The organism is Segatella copri (assembly GCF_015074785.1).
Lineage (GTDB): Bacteria > Bacteroidota > Bacteroidia > Bacteroidales > Bacteroidaceae > Prevotella.
On sequence record NZ_CP042464.1, the window covers coordinates 2,836,081 to 2,849,736 of the forward strand.

General features: G+C 46.4%; 10 protein-coding genes and 1 pseudogene. 10 read left to right on the forward strand and 1 reads right to left on the reverse strand.

Annotated elements, in window-relative coordinates; translation table 11 throughout:
• The first annotated feature begins 156 nt into the window (after positions 1-156).
• From FO447_RS11765 to FO447_RS11810, 10 genes and pseudogenes are all read left to right on the forward strand, one after another.
• Positions 157-1,152: an NAD-dependent epimerase/dehydratase family protein gene (locus tag FO447_RS11765; protein ID WP_118079572.1), complete on the forward strand. Its 996-nt coding sequence runs from the start codon at positions 157-159 to the stop codon at positions 1,150-1,152.
• On the forward strand, positions 1,143-2,162 hold the full coding sequence (locus FO447_RS11770; RefSeq protein WP_118151713.1) for a phosphatase PAP2 family protein: 1,020 nt from the start codon (positions 1,143-1,145) through the stop codon (positions 2,160-2,162). Before FO447_RS11765 ends, FO447_RS11770 begins: the two co-directional genes overlap by 10 nt.
• Before the next feature lie 53 nt (positions 2,163-2,215).
• Positions 2,216-3,550, forward strand: coding sequence for a tRNA (N6-isopentenyl adenosine(37)-C2)-methylthiotransferase MiaB (gene miaB, locus FO447_RS11775; RefSeq protein WP_200756470.1), 1,335 nt, complete (start codon positions 2,216-2,218; stop codon positions 3,548-3,550).
• Between the two features lie 86 nt (positions 3,551-3,636).
• Positions 3,637-4,622: pseudogene (locus tag FO447_RS11780) on the forward strand (IS982 family transposase).
• A 98-nt stretch (positions 4,623-4,720) separates the two neighbouring features.
• Complete coding sequence (locus FO447_RS11785; RefSeq protein WP_200756472.1) at positions 4,721-6,574, forward strand: ABC transporter ATP-binding protein; 1,854 nt, start codon at positions 4,721-4,723, stop codon at positions 6,572-6,574.
• Between the two features lie 41 nt (positions 6,575-6,615).
• The gene (locus FO447_RS11790; RefSeq protein ID WP_200756474.1) at positions 6,616-7,542 is read left to right on the forward strand and encodes a lysophospholipid acyltransferase family protein; all 927 of its coding nucleotides are present in this window, start codon (positions 6,616-6,618) and stop codon (positions 7,540-7,542) included.
• On the forward strand, positions 7,539-8,597 hold the full coding sequence (locus tag FO447_RS11795; protein ID WP_117728788.1) for a CDP-glycerol glycerophosphotransferase family protein: 1,059 nt from the start codon (positions 7,539-7,541) through the stop codon (positions 8,595-8,597). Before FO447_RS11790 ends, FO447_RS11795 begins: the two co-directional genes overlap by 4 nt.
• A 4-nt stretch (positions 8,598-8,601) precedes the next feature.
• Positions 8,602-9,675 (forward strand): pyridoxal-phosphate-dependent aminotransferase family protein, encoded by a 1,074-nt coding sequence (locus tag FO447_RS11800; RefSeq protein ID WP_200756476.1) that lies wholly within the window; start codon positions 8,602-8,604, stop codon positions 9,673-9,675.
• A 57-nt stretch (positions 9,676-9,732) separates the two neighbouring features.
• Positions 9,733-11,079 (forward strand): Gfo/Idh/MocA family oxidoreductase, encoded by a 1,347-nt coding sequence (locus FO447_RS11805; protein WP_118200951.1) that lies wholly within the window; start codon positions 9,733-9,735, stop codon positions 11,077-11,079.
• 147 nt (positions 11,080-11,226) lie between these two features.
• Positions 11,227-12,792, forward strand: coding sequence for a DUF6056 family protein (locus FO447_RS11810; RefSeq protein WP_147330148.1), 1,566 nt, complete (start codon positions 11,227-11,229; stop codon positions 12,790-12,792).
• Between the two features lie 53 nt (positions 12,793-12,845).
• Here FO447_RS11810 and FO447_RS11815 read toward each other — a convergent pair whose 3' ends face one another.
• Positions 12,846-13,646: a glycosyltransferase family 2 protein gene (locus FO447_RS11815; RefSeq protein WP_117728781.1), complete on the reverse strand. Its 801-nt coding sequence runs from the start codon at positions 13,644-13,646 to the stop codon at positions 12,846-12,848.
• Between the last annotated feature and the right edge of the window lie 10 nt (positions 13,647-13,656).

Below are 13,656 nucleotides of genomic sequence, written 5' to 3' on the forward strand. Positions count from 1 at the left end.
AGATATGTTTTAAGCAAGATACTTGATTCACAACAGCAAAGTTGCCATAAAGAAGTGATTTCACAAAGAAAAAGAAAGAATTTTGGCATAACATAGAGGATAACTCGATTTTTTGTTGTAATTTTGCAGCCGAAATTGCAATTTTATAAATAATTAATGAAGATTCTAGTAACGGGTGCGTCGGGCTTTATCGGCAGCTACATCGTGGAAGAGGCCTTGAGACAGGGCATGGAAACCTGGGCGGCAGTACGCCCTACCAGTTCCAGAAAGTATCTGCAAGACGAGCGCATCCATTTTATCAATCTCAATCTTTCTTCAGAGGAAGAGTTGGAGAAAGAACTCGCCCCGCACGAGTTCGACTATATAGTGCATGCAGCCGGCGCAACGAAGTGCCTGCATGCAGAGGAATTTTATAAGGTAAACACAGAGGGAACCAAACATCTGGTGAACGTCCTTCTGCGCCTCCAGATGCCTATCAGGCGATTTGTCTTTGTCAGTTCGCTCAGCATCTTTGGAGCCATCCGCGAAGAGCAGCCTTATCAGGAAATCTCAGAACATGATACTCCTAAGCCAAATACTGCATACGGAAAGAGTAAGCTGGAGGCAGAACGCTATCTGGACAGCATCGGCAATAACTTTCCTTATATCATCCTCCGCCCTACAGGAGTTTACGGTCCTAGGGAGAAAGATTATTTTCTCATGGCACAGAGCATCAAGCAACATGTTGACTTTGCTGTAGGATTCAAGCGCCAGGACATTACCTTCGTGTATGTACAGGATGTGGTGCAGGCTGTATTCCTGGCTCTGGATCATGGAATGAACGGCAGGAAATACTTCCTCAGCGATGGAGAAGTATATCAGTCGGCTGCCTTCAGCGACCTGATAAAAAAGGAGTTAGGCAATCCTTGGATGCTACGCATCAAGGCACCTGTCTGGGTGTTGCGCATCGTAACCTTCTTCGGAGAGTATCTCGGAAGGATGACGGGCAAGATGTCGGCTCTGAACAATGATAAGTACAACATTCTGAAACAGCGCAACTGGCGATGTGATATTGAGCCAGCCATGGATGAACTGGGCTATCATCCTCATTATCCACTGGAAAGAGGTGTGAAGCTCGCCATCAAGTGGTACAAGGATAACGGATGGCTGTAAATTATAAACTAATAAGAAGCGTGATAAAAGATTATTTCAAGATAGACAAGAACCCGAAGAAGGGACTGATGACACTGGAATGGGTCATGCTGGGATATATGGCAATCACCATTATCACCATGCTCTTTACCTACACCAAACTCGTAAACCCGGAAGCTATGCTCTGGGGACGACTGAGAGCGCTCGTCATGACCATCGCTCTTTGGGCAGTATACCGCATGATACCTTGCCGCATCACCAAGATGGTGCGCATCATTGCCCAGATGGCTTTGCTTGCCTGGTGGTATCCCGACACCTACGAAATCAACCGTATGTTCCCCAACCTCGACCATATCTTTGCAGGTTGGGAGCAGAATCTTTTCGGATGTCAGCCCGCCCTGCTCTTTGCCAAAGCCCTGCCTTGGGCTGTAGTAAGCGAACTGATGTCGATGGGCTACTTTATGTATTATCCGATGATTGCATTGGTTTCATTCTATTATTTCTTCTGCAGATATTATGAGGCTGAAAGAGCTGCATTCGTCATGCTCACCAGTTTCTTTATCTACTATCTCATCTACATCTATGTACCGGTAGTGGGCCCGACCTTCTACTTTGATGCAGTAGGGATATCAGAAATAACCAAGGGCATCTTCCCGGCTTTGGGCGATTACTTCAACACCCATACCAACTGCCTGCCGACACCGGGTTACACCGATGGAATCTTCTACCAGCTTGTAGAAGACGCCAAGAACGCCGGCGAGCGTCCTACAGCAGCTTTCCCAAGTTCGCATGTGGGCGTGAGCACCATCTGCATGCTCCTGGTCTGGCATACCGGCAACAGAAAACAGCTATACGTGATGCTGCCATTCTACATCTTCCTGTGTCTGGCTACCGTATATATTCAGGCGCATTATCTCATCGATGCCATCGCCGGCCTCATCTCTGCCGTCGTCATCTATTTTGTATTGATGGCAGTATCGAAGGGAATGACAGAGCACCATACTCCTTCTTCGCGACTGAGATTCAGATAGTTACATATTTTAATTACAATAACATTATAAACGAATAGAATTCATCTAGAACAATGAAGAAACTATTTATTGAGACTTATGGCTGCCAGATGAACGTGGCAGACAGTGAGGTAGTTGCCTCTGTAATGCAGATGGCTGGCTACGAAATTTGTGAGAAAGAAGAAGAGGCTGATGCCATCTTCCTGAACACCTGCAGTATCCGCGAGAATGCAGAGAACAAGATTTATCATCGCCTCGACACCCTGCATGCAGAGCAGAAGAAGGGAAGAAAGGTGATTCTCGGCGTTTTGGGCTGTATGGCTGAGCGCGTGAAGGATGACCTCATCCAGAACCACTATGCCAACCTGGTTTGCGGACCAGACAGCTATCTCAACCTGCCGGATATGATTGCGCAGTGCGAGATAGGTACCAATGCCATCAACATAGAACTTTCTAAGACCGAGACTTACCGTGACATCGTACCTCAGCGCATCGGTGGCAACAGAGTGAGCGGTTTCGTAAGCATCATGCGTGGTTGCAACAACTTTTGCCACTACTGCATCGTGCCTTATACCCGTGGACGTGAGCGCAGCCGCGATGCTGAGAGCATCCTGCGTGAGGTTCGCGATTTGCAGCAGCGTGGCTTCAAGGAAGTTACCCTGCTTGGACAGAATGTAAACAGTTATGGTCTCTCGCCATCGGGCAAACGCGAAGAAGGCAGTCTTTCCTTTGCCGAGCTCCTCCACATGGTAGCCCAGGCTGTACCGGATATGCGAGTACGCTTCACCACCTCTAACCCAGAGGATATGACCGAGGACATCCTCCACGCCATCGCCGAAGAGCCAAACCTCTGCAAACACATCCACTTCCCTGCACAGAGCGGAAGCAACAAGATTTTGAAGCTGATGAACCGCAAATACACCCGTGAGGAGTATCTGCAGCGCATCGCCGACATCAAGCGCATCATCCCGGGCTGCGGCATCACCACCGACATCTTCGTGGGTTATCACGACGAGACCGAGGAAGACCATCAGGAAACCCTCTCGCTGGTGAAGGAAGTAGGCTTCGACAGCGCCTTCATGTTCAAGTATTCAGAGCGCCCGGGCACCTATGCCGCCAAGCATCTGCCAGACAACGTTTCTGAGGAAACCAAGATAGCCCGCCTCAACGAACTTATCAAACTGCAGACCGAGGTGAGTGCCGAGCAGAACAAGAAGGATGAAGGCAAGGTATTCACCATCCTCATCGAGAACTTCAGCAAGCGTAGCCGCGAGCAGATGATGGGTCGAACAGAACAGAACAAGGCGGTTGTCATCGATAAGGGCAACCACCATATCGGAGAGTTAGTGAAGGTTCGCATCACCGGTTCTACCTCTGCTACTCTCTTCGGAGAAGAAGTAAAGGAGTAAACCCAAACTCTTCAGAACAGCTTTTTCTGAATAAAAAGACTCTTCTAAACCTGTTGGCGGAATTAAAAAACCGCCTGAAAATTAGTATATTTTTATGGAGAAAAAAGTTGTGCATCTCGTTGATTTTTAGTAACTTTGTAGTGTCCAATTATAAAGTTATATATTTCACGCTATGCACAACTTGTATGCAAATTTCGTAAAAATTCTTGAGATATGCAAGGATTTCTCCAAAAATTTAGTTAATGAGCTAGGAAATATTCCTCGCCCAGGAGTCGTACCACGTTTTTCAGACCTCGAAGTTGTTGCTTTGAGCTTGACAGCCGAGCATCTTAGCATCGACAGTGAAAACAACTTGTTCGATAGGCTGAAGGAGTATAAGGCAGATATGCCAAATCTGATTTCTCGACGCCAGTTCAATGACAGGCGAAAGTTCACTGCGGAACTATGTGAGAAGATTCGTAAGCGCATAGCGTCAAAGATGGATGGTGCAGAAGAATATTTCTGCATAGATTCCAAACCAATAGAGGTGTGTCGCTTGTCCAGAGGCTTGCGTTGCAAGATGAAAGGAACAGACGTAACAAACTCTCCTGCATTTGGCTATTGCGCTACTCAGAAGATATACTACTTTGGGTATAAACTCCACGCTGTCTGTGGGTTAAGTGGAGTTATCCACTCGTATGACCTGAGTCCAGCTAATGTTCATGACATTCATTTTCTTAAAGATGTAAAGTTTCAATTCCATGACTGTTGCATCCTTGGCGATCGAGCTTACCTCAGTGCGGAACTACAGCAAGACTTGTTTTCTTCTGTAGGCATCAAGTTGGAAGTTCCATATCGCTTGAACATGAAGAATTGGCGACCAACATTTAAGCCTTATGCTAAGGCGAGGAAGAGAATCGAGACAAATTTCTCTCAACTTTGTGATCACTTCATGCTCTTCCGAAACTATGCTAAGCAAACACTAGGACTGTTTACCCGAATCATCGGGAAAATCAGCGCATTTACAGTCTTGCAATATATTAATTATGTAAACAACAGACCGGTTGGCAGGGTTAAGTATGCGCTAAATTAATTCCGCCAACGGGTTCTTCTAAAAGAAAAAACAGAATATAAACAAGAAAAACCGCCAAAAGTTTGGCGGTTTTCTTAAAAAGCACTATATTTGCACCTATGAAGGAATTCTTGCAAATTTTACGCCGGTTCGTCCCTCCATACAAGAAGTATCTGGGACTGTCAATCCTGTTCAATATCCTGTCTGCGGTATTGAACATCTTTTCGTTTGCAGCCTTGATACCAATCCTGCAAATCCTGTTCCAAGTAGATGGTGGTATCCGTGTCAACGAGTATATGCACTGGAATGGAGATTGGGGTAGCATCAAGGAGGTTGCAACCAATAACCTGTATTATTATATTCAGGAGTTTATTGTTGTCCATAGTGCATCAACTGCCCTTTTGGTCATCGGCATATTCCTAGCCTTCATGACATTCCTCAAGACGGGAGCCTATTTCCTCTCGTCAGCCACCATCATACCTATCCGTACAGGTATTGTAAGAGACATCCGCAACCAGATTTACCAGAAGATAAACAGTCTCTCGCTCGGTTTCTTCAGCGAGGAGCGCAAGGGAGATATCATTGCCCGCATGAGCGGTGATGTGCAGGAAGTGGAGAACAGCATCATGTCGTCGCTCGACATGCTCTTCAAGAACCCTATTCTGATCCTCTTCTATTTCGTTACGCTGATCTGCATCAGTTGGCAGCTCACCCTCTTCACCATCCTCTTTGTGCCACCTTTCGGCTGGTTCATGGGAATAGTGGGCAAGAAACTGAAGGCACACAGTATCGAGGCACAGGCACTTTGGAGCGATACGATGAGTATGGTAGAAGAAACCCTGGGCGGCTTGCGCATCATCAAGGCGTTCTGTGCAGAAGAAAAGATGAACAAGCGTTTCAATCAGGTTAACAGCAGCTACCGCGACAACATCATGCGTGTAAATATCCGCCAGCAGATGGCACACCCGATGAGTGAGTTTCTGGGAACTATCCTCATCGTAGTGGTATTGTGGTTTGGCGGTATCCTGGTTCTGGATTACGGCAGAATCGACGGTCCTACCATCATCTTCTATCTCGTGATGCTCTACAGCATCATCAACCCGCTGAAGGAATTCTCCAAAGCGAGTTACAATATTCCAAAGGGATTGGCAAGTATGGAGCGTATCGACAAGATTCTGCAGGCTGAGGTGGAAATCAAGGACAAGGAGAACCCTGAGCATATCAGCAGCTTCGAACATCAGATAGAGTTCCGCCACGTTTCCTTCGCCTATACCGACCGAAAGAGCGCCGAACTGGTTTATGTATTAAAGGATATCAATCTCGTGATACCAAAAGGCAAGACTGTTGCACTTGTTGGTCAGAGCGGTAGCGGTAAGAGTACGATGGTAGATTTGATTCCACGTTACTATGATGTACAGGAAGGCGAGGTGCTGATTGACGGCATTAATGTGAAAGACCTTGCCGTACATGACCTTCGCATGCTGATAGGAAATGTAAACCAGGAGGCTATCCTCTTCAATGCAAGTTTCAAGGACAATATCCGATTCGGCAAGACCGATGCTACAGACGAGGAAATAGCCAATGCAGCTAAGATAGCCAATGCTTACGAGTTCATTACCAAGTCGGAGCATGGTTTCGATACAAATATCGGAGACCGAGGCGGCAGACTTTCCGGTGGCCAGCGCCAGCGTGTCAGCATCGCCCGTGCCATCCTCAAGAATCCTCCTATCCTCATCCTCGATGAGGCAACATCAGCCCTCGATACCGAGAGCGAGCGCCTGGTTCAGGATGCCTTGGAGAAACTGATGAAAACCCGTACCACCGTGGCTGTGGCTCACCGATTGAGTACCATCAAGCATGCCGATGAAATCTGCGTATTGCACGAGGGTAAGATTGTGGAGCGCGGTACCCACGATGAACTGATTAGAAAAGACGGATATTACAAAAAGTTGCACGATATGCAGCAGGTGTAATATAACTGAGAATTAATAATTAACAATAAATAGTTTTGTTGATGGTTAAGATTGTTTATGCGTTCTTTTATGCAATATCGCTGCTGCCATTCTGGTTGCTCTATTGCATCGCCGATTTCGAGTACTTCATGATGTATTACGTCATCAAGTACCGCAGAGGCATTGTGCGTAAGAATCTCACCACCTCCTTCCCTGAGAAATCAGAAGAAGAGATTGTTGACATCGAGAAGAAATTCTACCGCTGGTTCAGCGATTACTTCTTCGAGGCGGTTAAACTTCTGAGCATCAGCGATAAGAAACTTCGCCGCCGATTCAAGGTATATAACAGCGAAGAAGTGGAACAATGTTTCCAGGAAGGTCAGGATGTGGCAGCCATCCTCGGGCATTACTGCAACTGGGAGTGGCTCTCATGTGTGGGCATCGAACTGCCCAAGTCACGCAAGATGGGTCTCATCTATCATCCTCTGCGCAACCAAGCCTTCGACGAACTCTTCAAGCGCATCCGTTCTCACGAGGAGAATGGCGTAGTGGTGCCCAAGAAAGACATCCTCCGCTACTTGGTGGATTACAAGCGCAAGGGCATCATGAGCATCTTCGGCTACATCAGCGACCAGGGGCCCAAGTGGGAGAACATCCACCTGTGGCTTCCTTTCCTCAATCATCCCGAAACCCCAGTGTTTACTGGCGGCGAGAGAATCATGAGAAAGATGAACGATGCCGTGTTCTATGTAGAGATGTCCCGCCCTAAGCGCGGCTACTATACAGCAACATACAAACTCATCACCCGCAATCCGAACTCCCTGCCGGAGCACGAGATTACCCGTCGTTTCTTCCAGATGCTGGAAGAAACCATCCGCCGGAATCCACCTTATTATTTATGGACGCATAACAGATGGAAGCGAACCAGGGAGGAGTTTGATAAGCGATATGAAATCAAAAATGGTAAAGTAATTCCTAAAGAATCATGAGAATAGTTCTTTTCTGTGAAAACAAGTATGCCATAGACATACTTAATCCAATACAAGAACATGTGACAAAGCAACATTTGCCACACGAGATATTGTGGTATATCCACAAACCAAAGATAGACAGTTTTCCATATGCCGACCAGGTGAAATGGACCAACTCTATTCAAGAAGTCTATGACTTCCAGCCAGAGGCTATCTATGTGCCAGGCAACATTGTGCCTTACTATCTGCCAGGCGTCAAGATACAAGTATTCCACGGCTATGCCGCAGAGAAGAAAGACCACTGGATTATCCGCCGTTACTTTGACACCTATTTCACCCAAGGTCCTTACTTCACTTCCCACTTCGAGGCTCTGGCCAAGAGATATGGAGATTTCGAGGTGTTGGAAACGGGATGGCCTAAGCAGGATTGGATCAAGGAAAACCTGCATAAATATGATGCCGACCGAGAGAAACTGCTCAGGGAAAGCGGCAAGGAGACCTTGATCCTTTACGCTCCTACCTTCTCGCCAAAACTCACTTCGCTTCCTTACATCAAGGAAGAGCTGGGCAAGCTGGCTAAGGAGCGCAATGCCCTGATAGTAATGAAGTTCCATCCGCTTACCCGTCAGGAATGGGTAGATGAATACCGTGAATGGGCTGCAACCAAGAAGGATGTTCTCTTCATCGACAAGGGAGAGAACGTAACCAAATATCAGCTGATGGCAGATACGCTCATCAGCGATACCTCTTCTACCATCTATGAGTTCCTGCTGCTCTCTCGCCCAGTAATCACCCTCGGCACCATATCCAAGGATATCTACTGGGAAAACATCACGGAACCTGATCAACTGATTGCCGCCTACGACCATGCCCTCACAGACCCTGAGGCGATAGCCAAGAGACAGTGGATAGTAGACAACTACGATCCATATTTGGACGGCAACGTATGCCAGCGCATGCTCGACGGAGCCGAAGACTACATCCGCCGTCATGGTGTGCCGAAGAAGAGAAAGCTGAATCTCTGGCGTAAATATACCAGCATCAAGACATTTGGAAGAATCAAAAAAGGATAAAGATATGCTTAATTTTACAGTAGGACCTGTGATGGCAAGCGATGAGGTTAGAGCCATCGGCGCTGAGCAGGTGCCTTATTTCAGAACAGCAGAGTTCTCCGCCATCATGAAGGAGAACGAACAATTGATGAAGCAGTTTGCCAAGGCATCAGACGATGCCCGCACAGTTTTTATCACAGGTTCGGGCACAGCCTCTATGGAAGCCGTGGTCATGAATGTATTCACTCCTGCCGACAAAGTACTGGTAGTGAATGGCGGTAGCTTTGGTCACCGATTCGTACAACTCTGTGAAATTCATGAGATTCCACATACAGAAATCAAGCTTGAGATGGGGACTCCACTCACGGCAGAAGACCTCAAGCCATACGAGGGACAAGGCTACACCGGCTTCCTCGTCAATCTACATGAGACTTCTACCGGCGTACTCTACGACATCCAGATGATCAGCGACTTCTGTCATCGCAACCATATTTTCCTGGCAGTAGATTCCATCAGTTCTTTCCTCGCGGACCCATTCAACATGAAGGAGTTGGGCGTAAACGTGATGATTACAGGTTCACAGAAGGCATTGGCGTGTCCTCCAGGCATTTCTGTCATCATTCTCGATACAGAAGCCATCAAACGAGTAGAGGCAAACAAGGTGAAGTCAATGTACTTCGACCTGAAGGATGCCTTGAAGAATGGTGAGCGTGGACAGACTCCTTTCACTCCAGCCGTAGGAACCTTACTGCAGATTCATGCCCGCCTGAAGGAGATAGAGCGCAATGGCGGTGTGGAGAGCGAGAACCAGCGCATGAAAATGCTTGCAGAAGATTTCAGAAGCAAGATCAAGGACCTGCCATTCACCATCGTTTCCCAATCGATGTCAAATGCCGTTACTCCTCTGCATCCACAGAACACCTCAGCCTACGACATCTTCCTAAAGCTGAAAGACGAATATGGCATCTGGGTATGTCCTAATGGTGGCGACATGGCAGAAAAGATATTCCGTGTAGGTCATCTCGGCAACCTGAGTCCAAAAGACAACACCACTCTCGTTGATGCACTGAAGGATATGCAGGCTAAGGGACTGCTATAAAGGGGCTGCTATAATATATATAATAAGGTATAGAGAACTTTCAAGATAGAGAAACTTATGGTTAAAGTCATCACATACGGTACTTACGACCTGCTTCATTATGGTCACATCCGTCTCCTGGAGCGCGCCAAGGCTTTGGGCGACTACCTCATCGTGGGCGTAACCTCGGATACCTTCGACCGTGAACGTGGCAAAATTAATGTACAACAATCCCTCATGGAACGAGTGGAAGCCGTGCGTGCCACTGGCATTGCCGATGAAATCATCATCGAGGAATACGAGGGACAGAAGATTGACGACATCAAGCGACTGGACGTAGATATCTTTACCGTAGGTTCTGACTGGAGAGGCAAGTTTGACTATCTCAACGCCTATTGCAAGGTGGTTTATCTAGACCGCACTCAGGGCGTATCGAGCACGGAGATCAGAAGCGAGCAGCAGGTGGTTCGCCTCGGACTGGTTGGCGAATCGCCTATCCTCAACAAGATAGAGCGGGAAAGCCAATATGTCAATGGGCTAGAGGCAGGAAAGGTTTTCTCCCTCAACCACCAATATCTCTCAGAGAATCTGCAGGCAGCGGAAAAGCAGGCAGCCAGTTTTCAGGAACTCCTGGATGAAAGCGATGCGCTCTATGTCATCTCTGCCCCAAGCAAGCACTATGCTCAAATAAAGGAGGCATTAGAAGCTGGCAAACACGTATTGTGCGAATCGCCTATCACTCTTCAGCCTCAGCAATGGAAAGAACTCAAGGAAATAGCAAAAAATAAGAAGGTAGTCTTGATGGATTCTATCAAGACCGCCTATTCCGTAGCCTATTACCGACTCTTACTCTTGGCTAAGGGCGGTATCATCGGTGATATCATGTCGGTGGATGCAACCTGCACCAGTCTCGTAGACTTTGACCCGACCCAGGATTCACAGAAGAGTCTTTACGAATGGAACAGTATCTGCGCCTGGGGACCGACGGCACTCCTGCCTATCTTCCAGCTTCTAGGCACAGAATACAGCAACAAACAGATAGCCACTCACTTCTTGGACGAAGCAAAGCGCTATGATGCCTTTACCAAGATATCCTTCCTCTATCCTCATGCCGTAGCTTCGCTGAAGGTTGGTCAAGGCGTGAAGTCGGAAGGCGAATTGATTATCTCGGGCACCAAGGGATACATCTACGTACCAGCCCCATGGTGGAAGACCGATTACTTCGAGGTGAGATACGAGAATCCGCAGAACAACAAGCGCTACTTCTACCAGCTGGATGGAGAAGGGTTGCGCTATATGCTCCTCTCCTTCCTCAAAGCCATCCGCACCGGCAAGGACTTCTCGTATGTATCCGATGACATATCAGAAGAAATCGTCAAGACTATCGCCAATTTCGAGGCAAGAAAAGACATGGTCATCATATAGGTTCGTCTACATGATGTCCATTTCCTTTCTTGAAAGCTTTTTCCTTTTAGTCTTAACGGCATTTATATAATTTAACAACTATTAGTGCAAGAAAGCACAAGTTTCTCTGTTATTATACATATAAAAATAAGCAAAAACAATAATACGATGAATCAGAAATTGTTAAAAAGCCATACGATATTGGCGATTTGTATTCTAATCTTATCCGTCATCCCTGTTGTGGCAATAGGTCCCTATCTCCATCAGTTTGCAGATGACTATGTATTCGGAGCTCCTGTCTACAAGGCTTGGACTGCCACCCATTCATTTGGGGCATGTATTCAGGCGGCCTGGGCTGAATCCATGCATATCTACCAGACATGGCAGGGTACCTATTCGGCATGTTTCCTGATGGCATTACAACCTGGAATTTTTGGCAAATACTGGCTTGTACCGATTATTCTATTGGGAAGTCTAATTCTTTCCACCTATACACTGGGATACACAATATTACGCAGATTGCTACATATCAGCAAATTGGAATACACTTTCATTTCTACTCTATTTGTATTAATGACCGTACAGTTCGTATGGTCGTTCTACGATGCATTCTGCTGGTATAACGGAGCGATGTACTATACCTTATATTATAGTATTTCTTTGTTTCTTGCCTCCCTACTCATCGAATTCCATCTTACAAAATCTATCATAGCGAAAATCATCATCACGCTGGTTTCCGCAGCACTCGCCATATTCATTGCCGGCGGCAACTTTGTTACCGGTCTGGGTATGCCAGCCATTCTCTTTATGGCAATCGTATGGATGTGGGTGGAGAGGAAGAAGACTCCTTTCTTCTTGCTTTCTATCCTTATCATTTATGCCTGCGCTTTTGCTTTCAGTGTATTTGCACCAGGCAATACTGTCCGCCAATCCACAGTCACCAGTCAACCGAATGTGGTTTCAGCCTTCTTTATTGCGATAGCAAAGGGCATAGAATTTCTCGCTGATGCCATTAAAATCACAGAAATACTCATGTTTACCATTCTCATACCTTTCCTTGCAAGATTAGCCAAGGCATCCCACTTTAGGTTTTCTCATCCATGGCTTTATCTGCTCATCTCTTTCCTACTTTATTGCGCCTTCTTTTTTCCAAACAGCTATGCCATGGGAACCAAAGGAGCAGACAGAACACAGAATGTATACTTCTATGTGCATCTGTGGATGATTTGCTTCAATATCTACTATCTTTCTGGTGCTCTTCAGCGCAGAGCGGCTAATCTGGAACCAATAAGCGTTGCTATTGTAAACTTGACAGAGGCAATCAGACTGAAATATAATAAATACTTCAGATGGCTACCGGTATATTACTGGCTTGTGTTGGTACTTTCTATCACAGCAAAGCCAACTACTACCAACAGAACACTCTCCTTGCTGCGTAGAGGAACAGCACAGAAGTTTGACCTAGAAATGCAGCAGCGCGAAATTGCCGTAAAGCAAAGCAAGGCAGATCATCTGGTATTAAATCCGCTTACCGTAAAGATGCCATCCGATGCCTTCCATGATATCACTATTTATCCAGGTTATTGGATTAACCGAGGTATGGCAAACTATTATGGCAAGAAAACGGTAGTAGCATTACCTTTCGATGATGGCGAAGAAACGCCAGCCAAATTGTTAAAACGCTGCCGTGATGAAGTAGGTCCAGGCGGAATGACCTTTATCGAAGGAAAATAAATCAGAAATAACAATACCATTCATTAAACAAAAAAGGTAAGTAGCCCAAACTACTACTTACCTTTTTTATGTTTCAAGCGATCTTCTATAATCTTGCTGACAGCAACAAACTGATAGATGCCTTCATAGCAGGCACATACAAATCCTTCCTTACCATCACGGAAGCCACCCTTCTGAATATAAGCACGGAAGAAACGCACCAACGGACGATAGAACAAAGCTGCCATTCCATAATTGCGATCTTTCTTCTTTTCTATCTCGTTAGCTGTATACTGGTTGATCTTTCCCATCCTGCTGGCAATACTGTCATCTGCCAGATGAACAAGTGCCATATCAGCATGAGCCGCCGGTATCTTTTCTATTCTGCCCTTGATAACAGGATCGGCATGAATGATGGCTGGCCATACGGTATCCTTCCTGATAAAGAAACGCAACTGGTAGTCGGGATAGAAACAGTGCATGAATCGTCCCATAAAGCGACTCTTGCGTGGAACATACAAACCCTGTGGAGCATTCTCCTTCTCTATCAGGGAATAAAGATATTCCTTCAGTTCTGGAGTTACCAGTTCATCAGCATCAACCACCAATACCCACTTGCAGGAAGCAGCATCTATGGCAGTCTGACGTGCCGGTTCACAAATCTGATAGTTTCCTCTAGGAAAGACAACTATCTTGCAACCATTACGCTTTGCTATATCCAAGGTGTCGTCAGTACTTTCCATGTCGCAGACAACCACCTCGTCAAAGCCCTTCACTGTATCCAGCACCTGCTGAAGATGGCAGGAGGCATTATAGGTATTAATAACCACCGAGATGCCATTTCCCTGCTCTTGTTCTACACTTGTCTTATCCATATATCTATGC

Excerpts from the sequence above, each read along its gene's own strand:
- FO447_RS11765 (WP_118079572.1), top strand. The coding sequence starts at position 157 with ATGAAGATTCTAGTAACGGGTGCGTCGGGCTTTATCGGCAGCTACATC.
- FO447_RS11770 (WP_118151713.1), top strand. The coding sequence starts at position 1,143 with ATGGCTGTAAATTATAAACTAATAAGAAGCGTGATAAAAGATTATTTC.
- miaB (WP_200756470.1), top strand. The coding sequence starts at position 2,216 with ATGAAGAAACTATTTATTGAGACTTATGGCTGCCAGATGAACGTGGCA.
- FO447_RS11785 (WP_200756472.1), top strand. The coding sequence starts at position 4,721 with ATGAAGGAATTCTTGCAAATTTTACGCCGGTTCGTCCCTCCATACAAG.
- FO447_RS11790 (WP_200756474.1), top strand. The coding sequence starts at position 6,616 with ATGGTTAAGATTGTTTATGCGTTCTTTTATGCAATATCGCTGCTGCCA.
- FO447_RS11795 (WP_117728788.1), top strand. The coding sequence starts at position 7,539 with ATGAGAATAGTTCTTTTCTGTGAAAACAAGTATGCCATAGACATACTT.
- FO447_RS11800 (WP_200756476.1), top strand. The coding sequence starts at position 8,602 with ATGCTTAATTTTACAGTAGGACCTGTGATGGCAAGCGATGAGGTTAGA.
- FO447_RS11805 (WP_118200951.1), top strand. The coding sequence starts at position 9,733 with ATGGTTAAAGTCATCACATACGGTACTTACGACCTGCTTCATTATGGT.
- FO447_RS11810 (WP_147330148.1), top strand. The coding sequence starts at position 11,227 with ATGAATCAGAAATTGTTAAAAAGCCATACGATATTGGCGATTTGTATT.
- FO447_RS11815 (WP_117728781.1), bottom strand. The coding sequence starts at position 13,646 with ATGGATAAGACAAGTGTAGAACAAGAGCAGGGAAATGGCATCTCGGTG.